This window comes from Streptomyces sp. NPDC091416, assembly GCF_044756845.1.
In the GTDB taxonomy this organism is placed as follows: Bacteria; Actinomycetota; Actinomycetes; order Streptomycetales; family Streptomycetaceae; genus Streptomyces.
Genome location: NZ_JBIVTU010000002.1, coordinates 482,698 through 504,390, shown reverse-complemented (window position 1 = coordinate 504,390; position 21,693 = coordinate 482,698). Strand labels below are relative to the sequence as shown.

The window sequence follows — 21,693 nt, the reverse complement described above, 5'->3', positions numbered from 1 at the left end:
GCGCGCCCCCGGGCCGCTCGTCCGCCGGGTCGGGGCTGTGGTGCGGTGCTTACGCGTTCGCTACGTCGCCCTCGCTACCGTGCTGTGACCTGCTGAAAAGGCCCTCCCGAAGGAGGGCCTGATATGGGCTGGGCTGATGCGCCCCCGGCAGGACTCGAACCTGCGGCCAAGCGCTTAGAAGGCGCCTGCTCTATCCACTGAGCTACGGGGGCCGGGTGGTGGCCTGAAGCCCTGGACCCGGGCGGTCCGTGACCTTGCCGGGACAAGGATAGGGCTCCGATTGTCTCGGCCCGGTTGCTTCACCTGCGTGGCACGATGTGGAGGTTCGGTGAAGCGAGACGATAATCGCAGGTGGGTGCGATTCATGCATCGCTTTTGACGCCTGACGCCCCGGGTGTTGTGCACTCGTTATGCCTGCGCCCCACTCGTCCCCTCTGTCCGGACGGAGGAACCGGCGCGCAGAGGTGTCTATACGCTTCAAAAAGGCGCCAAAATTGGGCATTCTTCGCATGTGGTGACCTTGGACGTACGGCCTCAGCTCATCGACGCACTTTCCGCCCTGCGCGACCGTGTCGCTGCCGTGCGTCTTCCACTCCCGCTCCCAGGAGCTCCACGCGCCCGGCAGACCAGGATCGAGCTGCTCGCCCAGCTCGACGACTACCTGCTGCCCCGGCTCAAGGACCCCGAGGCCCCCCTCCTCGCAGTCATCGGCGGATCCACCGGCGCGGGCAAGTCGACGCTCGTCAACTCGCTCGTCGGGCGGCGTGTCAGCGAAGCCGGGGTGCTGCGGCCCACCACGCGGACGCCGGTGCTCGTCTGCCATCCGGATGATCATCACTGGTTCGCCGACATCCGGGTGCTGCCCCAGCTCACCCGCGTATGGCTGCCGCCCGAGGAGTCCGCCGACCCCGGCCAGTGCGACGACCTCGACGGACTCGACGGGAGCGCGGCCGAGGAAGGGACCGCACTGCGCGTGGAGACCGCCGCCGGACTGCCGCGCGGCCTCGCCCTGCTGGACGCTCCCGACATCGACTCGCTCGTCGTACGCAACCGGGTCCTGGCCGCCGAACTCATCTGCGCGGCGGACGTCTGGGTCATGGTGACCACCGCCTCCCGCTACGCCGACGCCGTGCCCTGGCATCTGCTGCGTACGGCCAAGGAGTACGACGCCTCGCTCGTCACCGTCCTCGACCGGGTACCGCACCAGGTCATCGCGGAGGTCTCCCGGCAGTACGGCGCACTGCTCACCAAGGCCGGACTCGGCGAGGTGCCGCGCTTCACCATCCCCGAACTGCCCGAGTCCGCCGGCGGCGGCAGCGGACTGCTCCCCACCACCGCCGTCGCCCCGCTGCGGGCCTGGCTCACCCACCGCGCGCAGGACCCGGCGGCCCGTCAGCAGGCGGTCGGGCGGACGGCGGCCGGGGTCATCGACTCCCTCGACGTCCGGATGCCGGCCCTCGCCGGAGCCGTCGCGGCGCAGTACGCGGCCGCCGTACGGCTCACGGGCGTGGTGGAGGAGGCGTACCGCAAGGAGGGCGCCCGCGTCCGCAAGCGGCTCCAGAGCGGCGGGGCACTCGCCGGTGACGCCCGGACCCGGTGGCGCGGCTACCCGCTCTACAGCACCTCGGAGGAAGTGCTCGACGCGCTCGTGGAATCGCTCGCCGCGCTCCTGGAGTGCGCGGTGGCCGCCGCCGACGAAACGATCCGTACGACCTGGCGGCGGGAACCCGCGGCGGCCGTCCTCGGCTTCGAGTCCGCAGGCCGGGAAGCGGGCGGCTGGGGGCCGCCCGAGGACATCCGCGGCCGGATCGCCATGACTGTACGGAGGTGGCGCCGGGTCCTGGAGGAACTGGCCGAGGAGGAGGTGCGGCTCATGGAACGCAACACCGCACCCGACACCGAGACCGTTGCCGCACTCCTCGCCGCCGCCGTCCTCGGCGGACGCCGGGCCCGCACCGCCGGAGAGGAACTGGCCGAACGCATCGGCGTCCAGGGCGCCCTGCGGCTGCGCGACAAGGGCGGCGCGCTGCTCACCACCTACCTCGACCAGGTGCTCGGCGGCGAACGCGACCGCCGGCTCGCCCCGCTGGACGCGCTCGACGTGGCCCCCGAGCCGCAGGCCGAACTGATCGCCGCGTTGTCCGTACTGCAGAAGGAGAGGTGGCAGCGATGACTGCCGTCACTGACGAAGGTCCGGGACAGGGCCGAGGACCGGCACCCGGGCGTGGCCCGGACGCTTCCGGTCAGGTCGGTTCCGGCTCGGTCGGTTCCGACCCGGGTCGTTCCGGCCCGGCCGGTTCAGGTCCGGGCGGATCCGGGAGCGGCGAGCGCCCCGGGTACGACGACGGCAGGCCGCCCGGCGGCTGGGACGACGGGCTCATCGCCCGCCGGGCAGCGGCCGCCACCGAGGAGACCGCGTCCGACGAGGCCCCCGCAGCAGTCCCGGAGGAAGACGTACGGCCCCAGGTCGAGGCGTACGTGCCCTCCGACAGCCCGCTCAGCTCGCGCCTGGACGCGCTGCGCGAACTCGTCGGCCTCTCCAGGGCCCGGCTGGAGCGGGCCGACCTCGCCGAAGCGGGGCGGGTGCTCGACGAGGCGGCGGCCCGCCGACGGCTCTCCTCCCGCCACACCGTCGTCGCCATCGCCGGAGCGAGCGGCAGCGGCAAGTCGACGCTCTTCAACTCCCTCGCGGGCGCTCAGATCTCCGAGACCGGGCTCCGCAGGCCCACCACATCCTCGCCCCTCGCCTGCTCCTGGACGGACGGTGCCGCGGGGCTGCTGGACCGGCTCGCGATCCCCGGGCGGCTCAGGCGCAGGCCGCAGCCGGGCAGCGCGGCGGCGGACGAGGCGCTCCAGGGCCTCGTCCTGGTCGACCTGCCCGACCACGACTCGGCGGCGCGGGGACACCGCGACCAGGTGGACCGGGTGCTGGCGCTCGTCGACGCGGTGATCTGGGTGGTGGACCCGGAGAAGTACGCGGATGCCGCTCTCCACGAGCGCTACCTGCGCCCGCTCGCCGGACACGCGGAGGTCACCTTCGTCGTCCTCAACCAGATCGACCGGCTGCCCGGCGAGGCCGCCGACCAGGTCCTGGACGACCTGCGCCGGCTCCTCGACGAGGACGGCATGGCGCTGGGCGAACACGGCGAACCCGGCGCCACCGTCCTGTCCCTGTCCGCGCTCACCGGCGACGGAGTCGGCGAACTGCGCGAACTCCTGGGCCGGTTCGTCCAGGACCGTACGGCGGCCACGCGCCGGCTCTCCGCGGATGTGGACGCCGCCGCGGACCGGCTCCGTCCGGTGTACGTCGCCGAGGGCCGGCCGGGACTGGGTGAGCGGGCCCGGGAGGAGTTCGCCGACCGCCTCGCGGAGGCCGTCGGCGCCGCCGCCGCGGGACAGGCCGCCGAACGCGAATGGCGCCGCAACGCCGGACGGGCGTGCGGGACGCCGTGGCTGAGGCTGTGGCGCTGGTACGAGTCGACCCGTCAGCCCGGCGGCCCGGACCGGGGCGCTCTGGGCGCCCCGCCCGAGGAACAGCTCACCGCACGCCAGCGCGTCGAGCAGGCCGTGCGCACGGTGGCCGACGACGCGGCCGACGGACTGCCCGGGCCCTGGGCGCAGGCGGTGCGCGAGGCCGCCGTGCACGGGGCGCAGGGGCTGCCGGAGGCACTGGACGAACTGGCGGAGCGGGCCGGGGAGCCGGTGGGCCGGGATCCGGACGACAGCGGTAAGGCCGGTGCGGCGGCGACAGGTCGTCGAGGGGGAGCGCCCCAGGTCCAGGCGGGGCGCGGTACGAAGCCCCCGCGGCCGGCCTGGTGGCCGGCGGCCGTGCTGGCACAGGTGGCGATGACGCTGCTGCAGATCTTCGGCGGTCTGTGGCTGGCCGGTCAGATCATCGGTGTCCTGCAGCCGGGGCTGCTGACGCCCGCTCTGGTGATGCTGGCGGGCATCATCGGCGGCCCGTTGGTGGAATGGTCGTGTGCGGCGGCTGCTCGGGGGCCGGCGCGCCGGTACGGCCAGGAGGCCGAACGCAGGCTGCGCGAGGCGGCGGCGGCGTGTGGGCGCGCGCGGGTGCTCGACCCCGTATCGGCGGAACTGGTGCGCTATCGGGAGGTGCGCGAGCGCTTCGTGGCGGTGACGGAGTTTTCCACAACGGGCCGTTAGTCCACAGGCTTCAGCAGGAATTCCGCCTTCCCTTCAGCATGGGATCAGTGACCGGACGCAGGAGTGCGGTCACCGATATCCGGACCGAAGGGGAGGCGGAGTCATGAACGAGACCTTGGTGACGCTGGTGGGGAACGCGGCGACCGGTGTGGAGTTCCGGGAAACGGCGAGCGGAGGAATGGCGCGATTCCGGTTCGCGGTGACGCCGCGGCGATGGGACCGGGAGAAGGAGCTCTGGACGGACGGGCACACCAGCTTCTACACGGTGTGGGCCTGGCGCACTCTGGCAACGAATCTGACGGGTTCCGTGGCCGTGGGGGAGCCCTTGGTGGTGCACGGCAGGCTGAAGGTGCGCGAGGAGGAACGCGAGGGGCAGCGCCGGACCTTCGTGGACATCGAGGCGGTGGCGGTGGGACACGATCTGACCCGGGGGACGTCGGCCTTCCGGCGCGTGGTCAAGGGCGAGCCGGGGCTGACGGCGCGGAACGGCACGCGGAGGGCCGACGAGCCGGACCAGTGGGCCGTGCGGGACCGTCCGGCGGTGCGCGAACAGCCCGCGGACCGGGCGGAGAAGAGGGATGCGGAGCATGAGCCGGCAGGCGCTGTCCGGGCGGAACGCCCTGCCGGCAGGCGTCGGACGGTACGTCAGAAGGCCGATCCGGAACTGGTGTCGGCGCCCTGACGCCTCATCCGGCGCGGCCACCGAGGACCGCATTCCGGCCCGCCCCCACCCCTTCGTCCCCTCCTCGGTCCTCTCCCCTTCCTCTCCCGGTCCTCTCTCCGGGGCGGACGTTACCCGGGATAACGATTCCGATTCGGAATGGTTGTCAGACGGTATGACGGGGGACTGTGCTTCGCTCGGTCTTTAGGATTCCTCAGTACTCACAGGGCACTTGAGTTGGCTGGCGGGACATTCCCCACACGCGTAACGGACGCGAGGGTCTCGCCCGGAGGGGAATTCTGTGTTTTCTGCTTCTTCAGCGACCGCCTCGTCATCCGCGACGACGGCCGAACCCCGACGGACCCGGGGCATAGCCCGGCTGGCCGCTTCGGTGGTGGCATCCGGCCTGGTCGTGGCCGGCGCCCTCACCGGCGCGGGCGGCGCGGTCGCCGACGAGGCGCCCCCGCACCAGGGCGGTGCGACCGCCACCCTGGACGGGCTGAAGACGTTCGACAGCGCGGTCCTGCGCGCCGACGGCAAGAACCAGAAGCTGCCCGCAGGGCTCTTCGAGATGACGGTCGACGGCGGCGGCAAGTTCAAGACGTACTGCATCGACATCCACAACCCCACTCAGGACCAGGCGAAGTACCTGGAGACTCCCTGGAACCAGACCTCGCTCGGCACGAACAGGAACGCCGGCAAGATCCGCTGGATCCTGGAGCACTCCTACCCGAAGATCGACGACCTCCAGGCGCTCGCCAGGGCGGCCGGCACGGGCCAGCTCACCGAGCGGACCGCGGCGGCCGGCACCCAGGTCGCCATCTGGCGCTACTCGGACAACGCCGACGTGACCGCGTCCGACGGCCAGGCGGAGAAGCTCGCCGACTGGTTGCAGAAGTCGGCCACCGACACCGCCGAGCCCAAGGCGTCTCTCGCCCTGGACCCGGTCGCGGTGTCCGGCAACTCCGGCAAGCGCGTCGGCCCCGTCACCGTCCGCACCAACGCCGGACAGGTGTCGGTGACGCCGCCCGCGGACGCCGCCAGCGGCGTCAGGATCACGGACAAGAACGGCAAGGCCGTCACCACGGCCTCCAACGGCTCCCAGATCTACTTCGACATCCCGGCGGGCGCCGCCGACGGCTCCGCGTCCCTGACGGTCCAGGCCACCACCTCGGTCCCCGTGGGCCGGGCCTTCGCCGGTGCCACCAAGAGCCAGACGCAGATCCTGGCCGGCTCCAGCGAGTCCACGGTCTCCGCGAGCGCCACCGCGACCTGGGCCGGCAAGGGTGCGATCCCGGCCGTCACCGCGAAGAAGAACTGCGCCAAGGGCGGCGTGGACGTCACCACCAGCAACACGGGCGACGAAGCCTTCACGTACGAACTGGGCGGCGCGGAGCACACCGTGGAGCCCGGCAAGACCGAGACGGTCACCGTCCCGGTCGCCGAGGACCAGGCGTACGACGTCACGGTCACCGGACCGGGCGGGTTCAGCCGCACGTTCAAGGGCGTCCTGGACTGCAAGACCACCGGCAACGGCACGGACGGCCTCACCACCCAGACCGCCGAACAGCCCACCACGACCACCGCCACGGCAGGCGGCGGCACGGCGGGCGCCGAAGGCAACCTGGCCGAGACCGGCAGCTCCAACGCCACCCCGATGATCGCGGGCATCGCGATCGGCCTGGTCGTCATCGGCGGCGGCGCTGTCTTCTTCCTCCGCCGGCGCAACGGCCAGTCCGCGGGCGAGTGACGAGCACGTACCCCAGGCGCACAGTCACGACGCGCTGACCACGGCCCCGGTAACGCTGCGGCGTACCGGGGCCTTCGCGTACCCGCAGGCCGTGCCGTTCCCGGCTGAGCTGCTTCCTGTCGCGCTGCTTCCTGGCCGCGCAGCTTCCTGCCGTGCTGTTCCCGGCTGAGCTGCTTTCTGTCGTGCCGTCCCGGTCGAGCTGCCCCCGCCTTGCGCCGGGGCCGGTCCGCCCGTGATCAGGCCAGGGTGAGGAAGAGCTTCTCCAGTTCCGCCTCGTTCATGGCGGGGGTGCCGCCGTCCTCGGGGGCGGTCAGGCACTCGCGCATGCTGCCGGCGATGATCTTGAAGCCGGCGCGGTCCAGTGCACGGCTGACAGCGGCGAGCTGGGTCACCACGTCCCGGCAGTCGCGGCCCTCCTCGACCATGGCGACGACCCCCGCCAACTGTCCCTGGGCGCGGCGCAGACGGTTGAGCACCGCGCGGGCCGAAGCCGCGTTCCCGAGGGTCGCGTCCGCGACGGTCGCGTCCGTAGTGGTGGCATCCGTGGCGGTCGCGTCCGCGACGGTCGCTTCCCGGGCGGTCGCTTCCCGGGCGGTCGAGGCAGCGGTCCCGCCGCTGTCCTGGGCGGGGTTCATCGGTCGAGTTCCGCGACGAGCCGGGCGAGCGCGTCGTCCAGTCTGCGCGTGGCCTCGTCCGCGACCGGGGCGATGGTGTCGAGACCGGTCATCGTGACCATGGTGGCGGGGTCCAGTGCCTGCACCACCGTCCTGGAGCCCTCGGTGCGAATCACCACGTTGCAGGGCAGCAGGAGTCCGATGTCGCGGTCGGCGTCGAGGGCTCGCTCCGCCAGCTGCGGGTTGCAGGCGCCCAGGATCAGGTAGTCCTCCATGTCCCGGCCGAGCTTGGCCTTGAGGGTCGCGGTCACGTCGATCTCGGTGAGCACTCCGAAGCCCTGATCGGCAAGGGCCTCACGAGCGGCGGCCACGGTACGGGCGAAGTCGGCACGGACGCGCACAGTCCTGTCGTATCCCATGATCTTCCTTCCTGAGAGCGGAGAAATGGGTCGATTTCACTCCGACTATACCCCCGGGGGTAATCTGTTACGGTGGTTTTAATACCCTGGGGGGTATCGAGTTCAGAGAGTGAGCAACGCATGTTCTTCGTGGAAACCATCGAGATCGAGGGTTTGGGCAACCGGCACTATCTGGCCGGGGGCGCCCAGGCCGCGGTCGCGGTCGATCCGCCGCGTGACATCGACCAGGTGATCGCGGCTGCCGCGCAGCGCGGGGTGCGCATCACGCACGTCGTGGAGACACACATTCACAACGACTACGTGACCGGCGGACCGGAGCTGGCCCGGCTGACCGGCGCCGCCTATCTGGTGCCGGCCGCCGCCCAGGTCTCCTTCGCCCGCCTCCCCGTCAGCGACGGCGACGTGATCGAGGTCGACGAGGAACTGTCCGTACGAGCCGTGGCCACTCCCGGTCACACCCCGCACCACACCGCCTACGTCCTGGAGGACGGCGGGACACCGGTCGCCGCGTTCACCGGCGGTTCCCTGCTCATCGGCACCGTGGGCCGCCCCGACCTGGTCGAGCCCCGCCTCACCGAACGCCTCGCCCGTGCCCAGCACGCCTCCGCGCACCGGCTGGCCGCGGAGCTGCCCGACGCCACCGCGGTCCTGCCCACCCACGGGTTCGGCAGCTTCTGCTCCTCCGGACAGGCAGAGGGCGACGCGAGCACCATCGGCCGCGAGAAGACCGTGAACGCCGCCTTGTCCCAGGACGTCGACTCCTTCGTCGCCGACCTGCTGGCGGGCCTGGAGGACGTCCCCGCCTACTACGCGCACATGGGCCCTGCCAACTCGGCCGGCCCCGCCCCTGTCGACCTGACCTCGCCCCGCCGTGCGGACGCGAAGGAGATCGCCGACCGCCTCGCGGCCGGCGAGTGGGTGGTGGATCTGCGCAACCGTGTCGCGTTCGCCCAGGGCCACGTGGCCGGCTCGTTCAACTTCGAGGCCGACGGGAAGATCGCCACCTACCTGGCGTGGATGATCCCCTGGGGCAAGCCCGTCACCCTGCTCGCCGAGACGGCCGAGCAGCTCGCCGAAGCCCAGCGCGAACTGGTCCGGGTCGGGATCGACCGTCCCGCAGCCGCCGCGACCGGGGCCCCGTCCGACTGGCTGCGCCCGGGCGACGCTCCGGCCTCGTTCCGCCGCGCGGACTTCGCCGGCCTGGCAGCCGAGTTCTCCGGGGCGGCGCACGCGCCCGTGATCCTGGACGTGCGCCGCGATTCCGAGCGGGCGGGCGGGTACATCGAGGGCTCGGTCCACATTCCCGTGCACGCACTGCACCAGCGGATCGGCGAGGTGCCCGCCGGAGAAGTGTGGGTGCACTGTGCCGGCGGCATGCGGGCCGCGATCGCGGCCTCGCTGCTGGACGCGGCCGGGCGCGACGTGGTCGCCGTCGACGACGGCTTCGACCGGGCCGCAGCGGCCGGGCTGACCATCCGCACCGCAGCTTGAACCCGCATCCGACCGAGAGGAGCCCCGCCATGCCCGTCCTTCCCACCGGTCCCGGCCGGCTCGATGTCGGGGAGGCCCACCGCATGTTCCGCGAAGCCACCGCCGTCCTCCTGGATGTGCGGGAGGCCGAGGAGTGGCGGGCCGGGCACGTCCCCGGTGCGCTGCACCTGCCGCTGTCCCGGCTGACGGCCGGAGCGAAACTGCCGGGCACGGCGGAAAAGGCGCGCCTCGTACTGATCTGCCGCTCCGGGAAGCGTTCGCAGGACGCCGCCCGCCTGCTGTGTGAACGGGGCTCGGACGCGGTCGACGTCACGGGCGGCATGAAGGAATGGGTGCGTCAGGGACTGCCGGTCCAGGACACTGCCGGGGCGCCGGGAACAGTCATATGAGCGTGCTCCTCCTTGCCCTGGTGGCGGGAGCGGTGGTCGGCCTGGCCCTGGGCGGACTGGGCGGTGGCGGCAGCGTCCTGGCGGTTCCCGCGCTGATCTACCTGCTCGGCTTCAGTCCCGTGGCCGCCACCACCGCCAGTCTGATCATCGTCGCCGCGACATCCATCAGTTCCCTGGTCGCCCACGCCCGGGACGGCAACGTCCGCTGGCGTTCCGGTCTGCTGTTCGCCGCCGCAGGCATCGGCCCCGCCATGCTCGGCGGCCTCGTCGCCGGCCACCTGCCCGCCCCGGTACTGACCGCCGCGTTCTCGGTGATCGCCGCACTCGCCGCCTGGCGCATGCTCCGCCCGAGCAGCCCCGCACCGGACCATCCACCACGGCCGGCCCGGGCAGCAGGGGCCGGAGCGGGCCTCGGCGCCGTCACCGGCGTACTCGGCGTCGGTGGAGGCTTCCTCGCCGTACCGGCCCTCGTCGGTGTCCTCGGCCTGCGCATGAAGGCAGCCGTTGGCACCAGCCTCCTGGTCATCGTCATCAACTCAGTCGCCGCGCTGGCCACCCGCACCGGCACCGCCGAGGGGCTCGACTGGGCCGTCATCGCTCCCTTCACCGGAGCCGCGATCCTCGGCGCCTGGGACGGCAAACGCCTCGCCGCGAAGATCTCCGGCAACCGCCTGCAGCACGTCTTCGCCTACGTACTGCTCGCAGTGGCCGCCCTCATGCTCCTCGACACCCTCGTCTGAACCATCCCACCCGAACCGAAGGACAGAACGAACCATGACCCCGACTCTCACCACCACCGACGTCCGTGAACGCCTCCACACCCTCGTCGTCATCGACGTACGCACGCCCGGTGAATACGCCGGCGGACATCTGCCCGGAGCCCACAACATCCCTCTCGACGACCTCGAACACGCGCTGCCCACCCTCCGCGAGGCGTCCGGCCGAGGCGACCTCCTCATGGTCTGCGCCTCCGGAACCCGCTCACAGAACGCGGGCGCCACGCTGTCCCGCAACGGCATACCCGCTGCCAGCCTCGAAGGCGGAACCGCCGCCTGGGCCTCGACAGGCGGCGAACTGCACCGCCCGGCCACCACGACAGCGACCACCTGGGCCATGGACCGCCAGGTCCGGCTCACCGCGGGCTCCCTCGTCCTGCTCGGGCTGCTCCTCGGCCAGGTGATCCACCCCGCCTTCCAGCTGCTCTCCGCCGGCGTCGCCGCCGGCCTCGTCTACTCCGCCCTCTCCAACAGCTGCGCCATGGCCACCCTGCTCGGCAAGCTCCCCTGGAACCGCGCCGGCCGTGCCGGCCTCGACGACACCCTCACAGCCCTGCGCAACCACTGACCGCGACGCGGCGGCACCCCGGCCCGTACGGGGAATCGGGGCATTCGACGGCGACAGCCGGTGCCGGGCCCGCCACCCGGGCCGCGCCCGGCGAACCAGGGAGTTCTGGAAGGCCGTGCGGGTTCCGGTACCTATGTAGCCGAGCCGAGCCGAGCCCCGGCCGCGCGTCCGGGTGGTGCGTTCCTCGGCCCGCGAGCAGCGTGACGATTCCCCGTTCCGTGTCGACATGCAGGCTGTGGGCAGGCATGGGGACGGGGAGAGTCGGACCGAGGCCAAGGTCCCGGCGCCGGCGGAGATCGCGGCGCGGCTCGGTGTCGCCGAAGGCGATCTGTGCGTCCGGACCGTTTACGAGTTCCTGGCCGATGGCAAGCCGGTGCAGTTGTCGACGAGCTGGGAGCCGTGCGACCTCACTGCCGGCACGCTCGTCGTCCTTCCCGAGGGAGGGCCGCACGCCGGGGCAGGCGTCGTGAACCGTATGGCTGCGATCGGGGTCACGGTCAGCCATGCCGTCGAGCAGCCGGAGCCGCGGCAGGCGACTTCGGAGGAGGCGTCTCTCCTCGGCATTCAGAAGGCCGCTCTTGTCACCCACATCAGGCGGACGTACTACAGCGACCAGGGGCGGCCGGTAGAGACGGCTGACATTGTCGTGCCCGCCGCCTATGCGAGATCGTTTACGAGATATCCCGGTCAGTCGTCACTAGGTTCCGGATGGGCGCCAACTTGGCTGTGTGCCTCAGTTGGCGTCGAACGCCGAGCGGGCTTCAAGGGCCGAGTGGAACGCACGGACGGGTGCGAGCTGTCCGAGGGAGGGTGGGACCGTGACGGCAAACAGTGAGCGGGAGCGCTGGGAGTGGGTGCCGGCGGTCGGCGTGGGGCCCTTGCGGTTCGGGATGAGTCCGGCCGATGTCTCCGTCGCGCTCCAGGTCCTCGCCCCGCAGGAACGGGTTGGCGGACCGTACTCACAGGAGAACTTCGCCGACGGGGTGAAGGTCTTCTACGACGACGACGGGGGCGGGCTGGCGTGCGTGTCCTTGGATGCGTGTGTGGGCCCTCAGGCCTTCCTCGCAGGTGTGGCGCTGGCCGGCCGTGATCCCGAGCAGGCGCACCAATTCCTCCTGGATCACGCCTCTGAGCACGGAAACTGCTTGCTCTACACGCCCGATGACTCCCCTGCCTTGGCTGATCTCGGGTTGCTTCTGCGGGCTCAGCGGGTCGGCGATGTGCTCTTGTCGCGGCCGCTCTTCGTGATCGAGGAGTGGCTCGAATCGGAGTACTACCGCGACCGTCTCCCGCTGGAAGGCGTCGCGGTCGTGCACGTATGGAACGAGCCCTCGTAAGGCGACTCGCGCGTGATTGTGCCGTGGCGTCTCCGGTAGCTCTGGGCCGTCTGTGGGCCGTGCGACGCCGCCCGAGGCCGACAACCAGCGACCGACAGTGACAGTCCAGCTACCGGGGATCGGCCGGAATCCCCAGGTCAGGCCCACCCACCGATACGGGTTTCCGTCAAGAGGTAGCCGTCAGGCAAGATGGGGTGTATCTGCCCACTCATCGATTGCCGGACGGTTTCTCTTGGCTGAGTACATCTACACGATGCGCAAGACACGCAAGGCGCACGGCGACAAGGTCATCCTTGATGACGTGACGCTGAGCTTCCTGCCCGGCGCGAAGATCGGTGTGGTGGGTCCCAACGGTGCCGGTAAGTCCACGGTGCTGAAGATCATGGCGGGCCTGGAGCAGCCGTCCAACGGTGATGCCTTCCTGTCGCCCGGGTTCAGTGTCGGCATCCTCATGCAGGAGCCCCACCTCGACGAGTCGAAGACCGTGCTGGAGAACGTCCAGGACGGCGCCGCCGAGATCATGGGCAAGCTGAAGCGGTTCAACGAGGTCGCCGAGCTCATGGCGACCGACTACTCCGACGCGCTCATGGACGAGATGGGCAAGCTCCAGGAGGACCTGGACCACGCCAACGCGTGGGACCTGGATGCTCAGCTGGAGCAGGCCATGGACGCGCTGGGCTGCCCGCCCGGCGACTGGCCCGTCACGAATCTGTCCGGTGGTGAGAAGCGCCGCGTCGCGCTCTGCAAGCTCCTCATCGAGGCGCCCGACCTGCTGCTGCTCGACGAGCCCACCAACCACCTCGACGCCGAGTCGGTGAACTGGCTGGAGCAGCACCTCTCGAAGTACTCCGGAGCCGTGGTCGCCGTCACCCACGACCGGTACTTCCTGAACAACGTCGCCGAGTGGATCCTCGAGCTCGACCGCGGCCGCGCCATCCCGTACGAGGGCAACTACTCCACGTACCTGGAGAAGAAGGCCACCCGCCTCAAGGTCGAGGGCCGCAAGGACGAGAAGCGGCAGAAGCGGCTCAAGGAAGAGCTGGAGTGGGTGCGGTCGAACGCCAAGGGGCGCCAGACCAAGTCCAAGGCGCGTCTCGCCCGGTACGAGGAGATGGCGGCCGAGGCGGACAAGATGCGGAAGCTGGACTTCGAGGAGATCCAGATTCCGCCGGGCCCGCGGCTCGGTTCCATCGTCGTCGAGGTCGAGAACCTCTCCAAGGCCTTCGGCGACAAGGTCCTCATCGACGACCTGTCGTTCACGCTGCCGCGTAACGGCATCGTCGGCATCATCGGTCCGAACGGCGCGGGCAAGACCACGCTGTTCAAGATGATCCAGGGCCTGGAGACGCCGGACAGCGGCTCCATCAAGGTCGGCGACACGGTCAAGATCAGTTACGTCGACCAGAGCCGCGCCAACATCGACCCGAAGAAGACGCTGTGGGCGGTCGTCTCGGACGAGCTGGACTACATCAACGTCGGTCAGGTCGAGATGCCGTCGAGGGCGTATGTCTCCGCCTTCGGCTTCAAGGGTCCGGACCAGCAGAAGCCGGCCGGTGTGCTCTCCGGTGGTGAGCGCAACCGCCTCAACCTGGCGCTGACGCTCAAGGAGGGCGGCAACCTGCTGCTCCTCGACGAGCCCACCAACGACCTCGACGTCGAGACCCTGTCCTCGCTCGAGAACGCGCTGCTGGAGTTCCCCGGTGCGGCCGTGGTCATCTCCCACGACCGCTGGTTCCTGGACCGCGTCGCCACGCACATCCTGGCGTACGAGGGCGAGTCCAAGTGGTACTGGTTCGAGGGCAACTTCGAGTCGTACGAGAAGAACAAGGTCGAGCGTCTCGGCGCGGACGCGGCCCGCCCGCACCGTGCCACGTACAAGAAGCTCACGCGAGGCTGATCGTCTTGGCTCGACACATCTACAGCTGCCCGCTGCGCTGGTCGGACATGGATGCCTTCGGGCACGTCAACAACGTGGTCTTCCTCCGCTACCTGGAGGAGGCGCGCATCGACTTCATGTTCCGGCTGGCGCCGGGCGACGGTTCGCCGTCGTTCGCCGGCGGGTCCGTCGTGGCCCGGCACGAGATCGACTACGTGCGCCCGCTGGTCCACCGGCACGCGCCGGTGACCGTCGAGTCGTGGGTCACGAAGATAGGTGCCGCCTCGCTCACGATCGCGTACGAGATCAAGGACCCGGAGCAGGTGTACGTACGGGCGTCGACCATCGTCGTGCCGTACAACCTGGCCGAGGAGCGGCCCCGGCGGATCACCGCGGAGGAGAAGCTCTTCCTCCAGGAGTACCTGGCCGAGGAGCCCGCGGCGGCATGACGGTGTCCGTGCAGTCGTTGCAGTTCGCCGACACGAGGGAGGCCGCGGATCTCGCGGCCTTCCTCGGCCGGCTGCTCCACTACGACCGTGCCGCGGCCGTACGGCTGCAGGCGGGCGGCGGCGCGCTGGCCGTGTTCGGCCGGCCGCCGTCGTTCGAGGTTCTGGCGATCAGGGCGGCGCGGCTGGCGGACACGCATCAGTTCGACGTGACCGTGTCCGCCGGAGAGCTCCTCGAGTCGCTGGAGGAGTCGACCCGCTCCGGCGCCCTGCCCGCACCGGTGACGGGGCCGCCCTGGACCGGTGTGCTGCCTCCGCGCGGCGGCTGGCAGGAGCAGCCGGGACTGCCGGGTCCCACCGCTCTGGGTGCGGCGGTGGGCGAGGCCGTCGCCGAGTTCCGTACGCGGGACGGGGCGCTGCCCGAGGACCGGCGCACACGGGCGGAGCGGGACCTCATCGGACGGGACATCTGGTCGCGGACCGTCGGCGGTACGGAGCTTCCGCTGCGCGCCGTGCACGCGGCGCAGGCCCTCGGGTTCCTGCGTGCCGCCCCGGACTTTCCCGTGGCCCTGCTGGCGTCCGGCGCCTGGCTGCGGCTGCGTACCCCTTACGGGTCCATCGCCCTGCGGCGGTCGGGCGCGGCGGGAGGCCTGGGGACGCTTGCCGTGTCCGTGGGCGGGTAGCACCCGCCCTCCGTGGGCGGGTAGCACCCGCCCTCCGTGGGCGGGTAGCACCCGCCCTCCGTGGGCGGACAGCACCCGCCCTCCGTGGGCGGACAGGACTGGCGAGAAGGCGCGTCACCAGCGCATGTGGACGTCCTCGGCCCAGCCCAGCAGGCGTTCGACGGGAATCTCGGTGCCGTCGTCGGTACGGACGCGCCCGTCGTAGTGGCCGAAGCACTGGTCGGTGCGGTTGTCGATCAGACCGGTCTCCGTGCGCGTCGACCGGTTGTGGAACGGGGTGAACGTCAGGTCCACCTGGCCGGACGACGGCGTACGGATGGTCCAGGGTGCGAGGTGGTCGGCCGGCGACCACTGCCAGTCCAGCTCCTCACCGATCTTGGTGAGCCGGCCGTCCACGCAGAGCCCGTTCTCGGTGGAGCCCGTGCCCGCCGTCCAGCGTCCGCCGAACTGGAGGCCCACCGTGTGGCCGCCGGTGCGTCCGGACGCGGCTCCCCAGTTCCAGTCGACCGTGCGCGGCCAGCGGCCGCGGCCGTGGTCCAGGACGGCCCAGGTGTCGTCGCCGTCGAACTCCAGGTACTCGGTGCCGATCCGGACCCGGCCCGACGCGGGGAGGGCGGTGTGCTTGGAGGTGTACTGGAAACGCCGTTCGCTCCACGGCACGACGACGGAGAGCGACTCGTGGTCCGGAGGCCGGGCGACCAGGAGGTCGACCTCCAGCGGCAGCAGGTCCTCGGTCAGGCAGCGGGCCCTGAGCCGGGTGCCGGCGTTCTCGTCGCGGATCTCGACCCGTACCTTGCCGCTGGACGGCCGCTCCGGGCCCACCACCACGTCCCGGGAGCCCGGGGCGCCCGCGACGGTGTCGGGGAGCTCGACGCCGAAACCGCCGGGGATGATCGCCGTGCGCTCCGACTCCAGCCCGCCCGGTGCGTATTCGAGCAGGTAGACCGTGTTCAGGGCGAGGAAGTCGAGATCGCTGACGGTCAGCGCCACCAGATGGGTGGGCGTCGTCACGCACCAGTACTCCCACCGCTTCGTCCGGCCCCAGCCGCGCAGGTTCGCGCGATGAAGAGGCGCCCGGGACCAGCCGACCGCAGCCGGGTTCAGGCTGCCGTCGGGCAGGCAGAGGTCGACCGGCTCGGTGATCTCGCGTTCGGACGTCGTCATGCGCGGATCCTATAAGGGGCCCGGCCGGCCCGGCCGGCGTGAGGTGGAGTACCGGATTCCGTACGCCTCGGCCGCGGGTCAGCCCTCGGTGTTCACCATCGACGCGGCCGCGTACGTGAGGTAGTCCCACAGCTGGCGCTCGTGCTCCGGGGCCAGCCCGAGCTCGTCCAGCGCCACCCGCATGTGGCTCAGCCAGGCGTCGTGCGCGGCGCGGTCCACCCGGAACGGCACATGCCGCATCCGCAGCCGGGGGTGGCCGCGCTCCTCGCTGTAGGTACGGGGACCACCCCAGTACTGCATCAGGAAGAGCGTGAACCGCTCCTCGGCCGGGCCCAGGTCCTCCTCCGGGTACATCGGCCGCAGCAGCGGGTCCTCGGCCACGCCCTCGTAGAAGCGGTGGACCAGGCGCCGGAAGGTGTCCTCGCCGCCGACCGCCTCGTAGAAGGTCAGCTCCTGCAGCGTGTCGCGCGGATTCTCAGTCACCCGTCCATGGTCGCAGACGCGTCGGCCGGGCAGGTGGCCCCAGGGGGCATGGATCGCGTCGGCCGGCCCCCGCCGTGAGCCCGGGGTGGTGGCTGCCCGGTCACTTCGTTGAAGTTCGTGATGCGAACTACTATGGTTCGTGTCACGAATGATTAATGCGGTCGTCGGGAGCGAGGGAACTGATGAGCGGAAATGTGCGGGCCGGGAACGTGAATCGTACGGTGGTGGTCATCGGCGGGGGATACGGCGGTGCGGCGGTCGCGAAGGCGCTCGACGAGGAGGCCGACGTCATCCTCGTCGAGCCCAAGGACGCGTTCGTGCACGCGGCGGGTTCACTTCGCGCGCTGGTCCGGCCGGACTGGGCGGACAACATCTTCTTCCCCTACGACACCCTCCTGCGGCGCGGCACCGTCCGTCGCGAGCGTGCCGCCGCCGTGGATCCCGGCGGGGTCACCCTGGCCTCCGGGGAGCGGATAGAGGCCGCGTACATGGTGCTCGCCACCGGCTCCGACTACCCGTTCCCGGCCAAGACGGAGACCGACCTGTCCGGCGAGGCGCTGCGGCGCATCCATGAGGCGCACGCCGAACTCGCCGCAGCCGAGCGGGTCCTGATCGCCGGGGCCGGCCCGGTCGGGCTGGAGCTGTCCGGTGAGATCAAGGCGGTCTGGCCGGACAAGCACGTGACCGTCACCGACCCCGCCGACCAGCTGGTGCCGGGCTTCCTGCCGGAGTTCCGTGAGGAGCTGCACCGCCAGCTGGACGCGCTCGGTGTGGAGCTGCGGCTGGGTACCGCCCTGGCCGGGCAGCCGCCGGCCGAGCCGGGCCGGGCCAAGCCGTTCACCGTGGCCACGGCCGACGGCGGCGAGATCTCCGCGGACATCTGGTTCCGCTGCTACGGCGGGCGCGCCAACGGCGACTACCTCGCCGACGGCCGGGTCGCCGTACGCACCCCGCTGGGCCGGGTCCGGGTCACCGAGGCGCTCAACGTCGAGGGCCACGACCACATCTATGCACTCGGGGACATCACGGACGTGGCCGAGGCCAAGATGGCCGGCCATGCGATGAAGCACGCCGACGTGGTCGCGGAGAACGTCCTCGCCCAGGTGCGCGGTGAGCGGCCCACGGCCACCTACCGGCCGTCCCCCGTGCCCTCGGCGCTGCTTCCGCTCGGCCCCGGCGGCGGGGTGGGGCAGGTGCCGTCACCCGAGGGGCCGGTCATCCTGCCAGCGGCCGCGGTCAGCGAGTACAAGGGTGCGGATCTGTTCATCGGGCGGTTCGCCGCGCTGTTCGGTGTGGCGCGCGGCCGATGACCTGAAGGTCCCGCCCGGCGGGCGGCGCTGCTTTCGGCGCACGCCCAGCGGCCTTTCGTGCGCTCAGGGAGCGGGCGGGGCGCTCTCGTCCGGTTCCATGAAGACCACGGGCACCTTGTTGCTCAGCACCAGCCGTTCGAGCAGCTTCGCGAGTTGATCGCGGTCGGCCCCGTCGAGGCCCGCCGACAGGGCGTCCACCCGTCGGCAGGTCCCGGCGTAGAACGCGTCGGCCAGTGCGTCGCCCTTCGCGGTGAGGGCGACCCGGACCGCGCGGCCGTCCTCGGGGTCGGGTTCGCGGCGCACCAGGCCGCGCTGGACGCTGCGGTCCACCAGGCCGGTGAGGCTGGACTTCGCGAGCCCCAGCATCGCGCCGAGCTCGCTCATTCCGTACGGCTGCACCATCAGTACGCACAGCAACTGTCCCTGCTGTGCCGTGATTCCGTGTTCGCGGCCGGAATCGGCGTACACGGCATTCACCAGGAACGAGGAGCGCACCAATGCGGTGACGATCCCCATCTGTCCGTGCCCGGCCTTTCGCATTTCCTCAGAATACGACAGGACGAGGTGGCGGGACGTCGCCGGGAGTGCTGACATTCGTCGTGCGAACTATGTGCGCCGCCCGCAGCAGGACGGCCGGTGCGGGCAGCGAAACGGCCGGCGACGGGGTGGTCACCCCCTCACCGGCCGTCGTACGCGTCCGCGCGGGTCAGTCCCGGCGGATCGTGATCGTCGTCCACGCCCCGACGTGCACCTGGTCGCCGTCCTGGAGCGGTACGGGGACGTAGGGCTGGATCGGGTCCTCGGCGCCGTTGAGCGTCGTACCGTTCGTCGAGTTCTGGTCGACGACGGCCCAACTGCTGTCCGGCTGCTGCACCAGCACCGCGTGCTGGTGCGAGACGCCCGGGTCCTCCGGAGGCACGGACAGGTCGATGTCCGGGGACTCGCCCGTGCTGTGCCGGCGGCGGCCGATGGTGATCTGGTTGCCGGTGAGCGGCAGCTGCTGCTCCGGGGAGTACGCCGGAAGGTTGAGCCCGGTGGCCTCGGGGCCGCTGCGCTGCATCATCGCCAGGAAGTACTCGCGGTCGGGCGCGATGACCGCGGTCCAGTTCATGGACAGCGGAGCCTGGCCCTGGCCCTGGCCCGGTCCCTGGCCGGGGCTCTGGCCCTGGCCCTGGCCCGGTCCCTGGTTCTGGCCCGGGTACGGCGGCTGCTGCATCGGCGACTGCGGGCCCTGGGCCTGCGAGGGCGGGGACAGCAGCCAGTCGTCACCGCCGGTCTGCGGTGCCTGGGGCTGCGGCGGGGCCGGCGGTCCGGGCTGCTCGAAGACCGGGGGAGCCGTCTGCTGGAAGGCCGGCGGCGCGCTCTGCTGCTGGAACGGCGGCGGAGGCGAACCCTGCGGTGAGTTCTGCTGCTGGAACGGCGGCGGCGGTGAGCCCTGCGGCGAGTTCTGCTGCTGGGCGTGCTGCTGCCCCTGGGGGAACCCCTGCGGGCCGCCCTGCTGTCCGTGCTGCTGGAACGGCGGCGGAGGCGGCGGGCCCTGCTGCTGTCCTTGCTGCTGGAACGGGTGAGGGGGCTGCTGGCCCGGTCCCGGAGGGCCGGACTGGCCGGGGCCCGCGGAGAGCGGCTCGGCCGACCGGTTGATCTGCGAAGGCCGCGAGCTCTGGTACTCGAACGGATCGCGGGGCTCACGCGGCTGCGGCGGACCGGGCGGCTGCTGGGCCTGGAAGCCGGGCGGCAGGTTCAGTCCGGGGACCGGACCGGCCGGAGCGCCGTGCTGCGGAGCCAGCGGCGTGTACGACGTGGCGGTGTTCGTGAGGAAGTTCCAGCGGCACTCCTCGCAGAACGGGGCCATGGCCTCGCGCGGGGTGCGGCACTGGGGGCAGAGCTCGGCATGCTGGGTCGCATCGGGGCCACCCTGCGGATATCCGTAGCCGGGCGCGGGTGGCGGGGGCGGCGGCGGGGGAACGGCGCCCGCGGGCGCGCCCGCCCCGGCCATGCGGTGGCCGCAGACCTCGCACCAGTCCTCGGAACCCGACTGGTGTCCGTTCGGGCAGGTCGGCATGTCGGCGCTTCCCCCTCTCCTCGTCCGGCCCGTGGGCCGTCATTCTTCTTGCGTCGCCGCCCGGCGGACCTGACCGGTCGGGCGGCTCACCAGTGCGGATATGTGACTATTTCTTGACGCGAACTGTCTTCGTGGAGCGCGTTTCGAGTGTCATCTCGTCCGCTTCCGCGACCTTCGCCTTCAGTCGCACAGTACCGGTCGCCGCGTCGACGACGTCTACCACCTTCGAAAGCAGTTTCGCAGTGTCCTCGTTCCCGGACGCAGATGCCAACTGCACCGCACGGCCGAGTTTGGCCGTCGCGCCGTCGAAGTCTCCCGACTTGCGTGCATCGAGCCCCTGCTGGATGACTTGTGCCAGTTCCGCCTGACCCGTGTAGTGCGCGACCTGCGGATTGATCGAGGTCGACGCCACCATGTCGTCCGTCCACACCGCCCGTACGAGCCCCTGCGAGAGCGTCCGGGGCGCGCCTCCGGCCGGGTCGGGAAGGATCAGCGAGACGCGCGCCGCCAGCATCTCCTGTCCGATTCCGGCCTCCGGTACCTGTACACACACGTGGTAGTCGCGGGACTCGTCGCCCCAGGAACCGGTGGGGTAGTCGCCCGCGCGCGGACCGGCCTCGGTCCTGCGGTCGGTCAGTTCGGCCACCGTCGGCGCGACCTGCTTCACGAACTTGATCTGTACGCCGACCGGGGTCCAGAGCCGCAGCGCCACGTCCGCGACCTCCTTGCCCATCGCGTTCTCCATCATCTGCGTGAAGTCGGCGGCCAGCCCGGACGGGTCGGCGACGATGTCGGCCGTGCCGAGCAGCGCCGAGGCGATCGCTGTGACCTCTTTCACTTCCCAGTCGGTCCCGACGCCGCGGGCATCACACGTGAACCGGCCGGCGCACGCGTCGAGCGCTGCCCGCAGGTCCTCCGGCGCCTCGTGCTCGTTGCGCCCGTCCGTCAGCAGGATCCCGTGCCGGATCTCCACGTCGGCGGCTCCGAGCAGCCGGTCGGCCAGTCGCAGCCACGTCCCGATCGCCGTACCGCCGCCCGCGCTGAGCCGGCGCAGGGCCTCCTTCGCCTGGGCCTTCGTCTGCGCGTCCGCGACCGCGAGCCGTCCGTTGCCCGGGTAGACGTCCTTGGCGACGTGGGTCCCGGCCACCACGGCGAAGGACGTGCCGTCGCGCAGGGTGTCGAGGGCCGCCGCCGTCGCGTCGCGGGCGTTGCGCATCTTCGTCGGCGGGTAGTCCATCGAGCCCGAGCAGTCCACCATGATCACCACCGCGGCGTCGGCGGCCCCGCCGGGCAGGCGCGTGGCCGTCGCACCCGTCAGCGGAACGCCACCGGTGGTGCCGCCCCCCGTAGAGGTGACCGTGATGATGCCGTTGACCTCACGGCCGCCCTCGGGCAGATATTCGTTCTGGTACACCTCGACGGAGAACTGCGGCACGTTCGACTTGGAGAAGTTGGCCATCTGATCGGCTCCTTGAGGCTCCACATGTCAGATGAAGACAG

At 71.3% G+C, this 21,693-nt stretch carries 20 protein-coding genes, 1 tRNA gene and 1 pseudogene; 14 read left to right on the top strand and 8 right to left on the bottom strand.

The window, feature by feature from the left end; translation table 11 throughout:
• Positions 1–139: 139 nt before the first annotated feature.
• Positions 140–212, bottom strand: a tRNA-Arg gene (locus tag ACIQMX_RS09130).
• A gap of 308 nt (positions 213–520) precedes the next feature.
• On the opposite strand from ACIQMX_RS09130, the gene ACIQMX_RS09125 reads away from it, so the two are divergent.
• The 4 genes from ACIQMX_RS09125 to ACIQMX_RS09110 all read left to right on the top strand — a co-directional run bounded on the left by ACIQMX_RS09125 (position 521) and on the right by ACIQMX_RS09110 (position 6,575).
• A complete protein-coding gene (locus ACIQMX_RS09125; protein WP_363066131.1) occupies positions 521–2,173 on the top strand; it encodes a dynamin family protein in 1,653 nt (550 codons plus the stop codon).
• The gene (locus ACIQMX_RS09120) at positions 2,170–4,164 is read left to right on the top strand and encodes a GTPase (protein ID WP_363065764.1); all 1,995 of its coding nucleotides are present in this window, start codon (positions 2,170–2,172) and stop codon (positions 4,162–4,164) included. Before ACIQMX_RS09125 ends, ACIQMX_RS09120 begins: the two co-directional genes overlap by 4 nt.
• Positions 4,165–4,267: 103 nt before the next feature.
• Complete coding sequence (locus ACIQMX_RS09115; RefSeq protein WP_363065766.1) at positions 4,268–4,846, top strand: single-stranded DNA-binding protein; 579 nt, start codon at positions 4,268–4,270, stop codon at positions 4,844–4,846.
• Between the two features lie 280 nt (positions 4,847–5,126).
• On the top strand, positions 5,127–6,575 hold the full coding sequence (locus ACIQMX_RS09110) for an LAETG motif-containing sortase-dependent surface protein (RefSeq protein ID WP_363065768.1): 1,449 nt from the start codon (positions 5,127–5,129) through the stop codon (positions 6,573–6,575).
• A 236-nt stretch (positions 6,576–6,811) separates the two neighbouring features.
• On the opposite strand, the gene ACIQMX_RS09105 is transcribed toward ACIQMX_RS09110, so the two are convergent.
• Positions 6,812–7,051 (bottom strand): metal-sensitive transcriptional regulator, encoded by a 240-nt coding sequence (locus tag ACIQMX_RS09105; RefSeq protein WP_402476501.1) that lies wholly within the window; start codon positions 7,049–7,051, stop codon positions 6,812–6,814.
• Between the two features lie 155 nt (positions 7,052–7,206).
• A complete protein-coding gene (locus ACIQMX_RS09100) occupies positions 7,207–7,608 on the bottom strand; it encodes a DUF302 domain-containing protein (RefSeq protein WP_363065770.1) in 402 nt (133 codons plus the stop codon).
• 120 nt (positions 7,609–7,728) lie between these two features.
• Here ACIQMX_RS09100 and ACIQMX_RS09095 point away from each other — a divergent pair, with 120 nt between their 5' ends.
• From ACIQMX_RS09095 to ACIQMX_RS09055, 9 genes and pseudogenes are all read left to right on the top strand, one after another.
• Complete coding sequence (locus ACIQMX_RS09095) at positions 7,729–9,099, top strand: rhodanese-like domain-containing protein (protein ID WP_402475985.1); 1,371 nt, start codon at positions 7,729–7,731, stop codon at positions 9,097–9,099.
• Between the two features lie 29 nt (positions 9,100–9,128).
• Positions 9,129–9,488: a rhodanese-like domain-containing protein gene (locus tag ACIQMX_RS09090; RefSeq protein ID WP_402475983.1), complete on the top strand. Its 360-nt coding sequence runs from the start codon at positions 9,129–9,131 to the stop codon at positions 9,486–9,488.
• Entirely contained in the window at positions 9,485–10,228 is a 744-nt protein-coding gene (locus ACIQMX_RS09085) for a sulfite exporter TauE/SafE family protein (RefSeq protein WP_363065774.1), read from the top strand. The genes ACIQMX_RS09090 and ACIQMX_RS09085 overlap by 4 nt, the downstream gene beginning before the upstream one ends.
• 34 nt (positions 10,229–10,262) lie before the next feature.
• Positions 10,263–10,832, top strand: a complete 570-nt coding sequence (locus tag ACIQMX_RS09080; protein WP_363065776.1) for a rhodanese-like domain-containing protein — start codon at positions 10,263–10,265, stop codon at positions 10,830–10,832.
• A gap of 42 nt (positions 10,833–10,874) precedes the next feature.
• Positions 10,875–11,513: pseudogene (locus ACIQMX_RS09075) on the top strand (GntR family transcriptional regulator); the annotation flags it as partial.
• A 137-nt stretch (positions 11,514–11,650) separates the two neighbouring features.
• Positions 11,651–12,169 carry a hypothetical protein gene (locus ACIQMX_RS09070; protein WP_402475982.1) on the top strand — a complete coding sequence of 173 codons (519 nt, stop codon included), beginning with the start codon at positions 11,651–11,653 and terminating at the stop codon, positions 12,167–12,169.
• Between the two features lie 232 nt (positions 12,170–12,401).
• On the top strand, positions 12,402–14,066 hold the full coding sequence (gene ettA / locus ACIQMX_RS09065; RefSeq protein WP_363065780.1) for an energy-dependent translational throttle protein EttA: 1,665 nt from the start codon (positions 12,402–12,404) through the stop codon (positions 14,064–14,066).
• 5 nt (positions 14,067–14,071) lie between these two features.
• Positions 14,072–14,494, top strand: coding sequence for a thioesterase family protein (locus ACIQMX_RS09060; protein ID WP_187285145.1), 423 nt, complete (start codon positions 14,072–14,074; stop codon positions 14,492–14,494).
• The gene (locus ACIQMX_RS09055) at positions 14,491–15,174 is read left to right on the top strand and encodes a hypothetical protein (RefSeq protein ID WP_402475980.1); all 684 of its coding nucleotides are present in this window, start codon (positions 14,491–14,493) and stop codon (positions 15,172–15,174) included. Before ACIQMX_RS09060 ends, ACIQMX_RS09055 begins: the two co-directional genes overlap by 4 nt.
• Before the next feature lie 114 nt (positions 15,175–15,288).
• On the opposite strand, the gene ACIQMX_RS09050 is transcribed toward ACIQMX_RS09055, so the two are convergent.
• Together ACIQMX_RS09050 and ACIQMX_RS09045 are read right to left on the bottom strand one after the other, a co-directional pair.
• Positions 15,289–16,338, bottom strand: a complete 1,050-nt coding sequence (locus tag ACIQMX_RS09050; protein WP_363065785.1) for a DUF2804 domain-containing protein — start codon at positions 16,336–16,338, stop codon at positions 15,289–15,291.
• 78 nt (positions 16,339–16,416) lie between these two features.
• The gene (locus tag ACIQMX_RS09045; protein WP_363065787.1) at positions 16,417–16,821 is read right to left on the bottom strand and encodes a globin; all 405 of its coding nucleotides are present in this window, start codon (positions 16,819–16,821) and stop codon (positions 16,417–16,419) included.
• A 182-nt stretch (positions 16,822–17,003) separates the two neighbouring features.
• On the opposite strand from ACIQMX_RS09045, the gene ACIQMX_RS09040 reads away from it, so the two are divergent.
• Complete coding sequence (locus ACIQMX_RS09040; protein WP_363065789.1) at positions 17,004–18,131, top strand: FAD-dependent oxidoreductase; 1,128 nt, start codon at positions 17,004–17,006, stop codon at positions 18,129–18,131.
• A 63-nt stretch (positions 18,132–18,194) separates the two neighbouring features.
• On the opposite strand, the gene ACIQMX_RS09035 is transcribed toward ACIQMX_RS09040, so the two are convergent.
• The 3 genes from ACIQMX_RS09035 to ACIQMX_RS09025 all read right to left on the bottom strand — a co-directional run bounded on the left by ACIQMX_RS09035 (position 18,195) and on the right by ACIQMX_RS09025 (position 21,652).
• On the bottom strand, positions 18,195–18,647 hold the full coding sequence (locus ACIQMX_RS09035) for a MarR family winged helix-turn-helix transcriptional regulator (RefSeq protein ID WP_402476498.1): 453 nt from the start codon (positions 18,645–18,647) through the stop codon (positions 18,195–18,197).
• Between the two features lie 190 nt (positions 18,648–18,837).
• Positions 18,838–20,193 carry an FHA domain-containing protein gene (locus ACIQMX_RS09030; protein WP_402475978.1) on the bottom strand — a complete coding sequence of 452 codons (1,356 nt, stop codon included), beginning with the start codon at positions 20,191–20,193 and terminating at the stop codon, positions 18,838–18,840.
• Between the two features lie 106 nt (positions 20,194–20,299).
• Positions 20,300–21,652 (bottom strand): VWA domain-containing protein, encoded by a 1,353-nt coding sequence (locus ACIQMX_RS09025; RefSeq protein ID WP_402475976.1) that lies wholly within the window; start codon positions 21,650–21,652, stop codon positions 20,300–20,302.
• Positions 21,653–21,693 lie beyond the last annotated feature (41 nt).

What these genes read in the sequence shown, in the direction of transcription:
- ACIQMX_RS09025 (WP_402475976.1), bottom strand. Translation starts at nt 21,652, where the DNA reads ATGGCCAACTTCTCCAAGTCGAACGTGCCGCAGTTCTCCGTCGAGGTG.
- ACIQMX_RS09040 (WP_363065789.1), top strand. Translation starts at nt 17,004, where the DNA reads ATGAGCGGAAATGTGCGGGCCGGGAACGTGAATCGTACGGTGGTGGTC.
- ACIQMX_RS09090 (WP_402475983.1), top strand. Translation starts at nt 9,129, where the DNA reads ATGCCCGTCCTTCCCACCGGTCCCGGCCGGCTCGATGTCGGGGAGGCC.
- ACIQMX_RS09085 (WP_363065774.1), top strand. Translation starts at nt 9,485, where the DNA reads ATGAGCGTGCTCCTCCTTGCCCTGGTGGCGGGAGCGGTGGTCGGCCTG.
- ACIQMX_RS09080 (WP_363065776.1), top strand. Translation starts at nt 10,263, where the DNA reads ATGACCCCGACTCTCACCACCACCGACGTCCGTGAACGCCTCCACACC.
- ACIQMX_RS09050 (WP_363065785.1), bottom strand. Translation starts at nt 16,338, where the DNA reads ATGACGACGTCCGAACGCGAGATCACCGAGCCGGTCGACCTCTGCCTG.
- ACIQMX_RS09095 (WP_402475985.1), top strand. Translation starts at nt 7,729, where the DNA reads ATGTTCTTCGTGGAAACCATCGAGATCGAGGGTTTGGGCAACCGGCAC.
- ACIQMX_RS09100 (WP_363065770.1), bottom strand. Translation starts at nt 7,608, where the DNA reads ATGGGATACGACAGGACTGTGCGCGTCCGTGCCGACTTCGCCCGTACC.
- ACIQMX_RS09030 (WP_402475978.1), bottom strand. Translation starts at nt 20,193, where the DNA reads ATGCCGACCTGCCCGAACGGACACCAGTCGGGTTCCGAGGACTGGTGC.
- ACIQMX_RS09035 (WP_402476498.1), bottom strand. Translation starts at nt 18,647, where the DNA reads ATGGGGATCGTCACCGCATTGGTGCGCTCCTCGTTCCTGGTGAATGCC.
- ACIQMX_RS09115 (WP_363065766.1), top strand. Translation starts at nt 4,268, where the DNA reads ATGAACGAGACCTTGGTGACGCTGGTGGGGAACGCGGCGACCGGTGTG.
- ACIQMX_RS09120 (WP_363065764.1), top strand. Translation starts at nt 2,170, where the DNA reads ATGACTGCCGTCACTGACGAAGGTCCGGGACAGGGCCGAGGACCGGCA.
- ACIQMX_RS09055 (WP_402475980.1), top strand. Translation starts at nt 14,491, where the DNA reads ATGACGGTGTCCGTGCAGTCGTTGCAGTTCGCCGACACGAGGGAGGCC.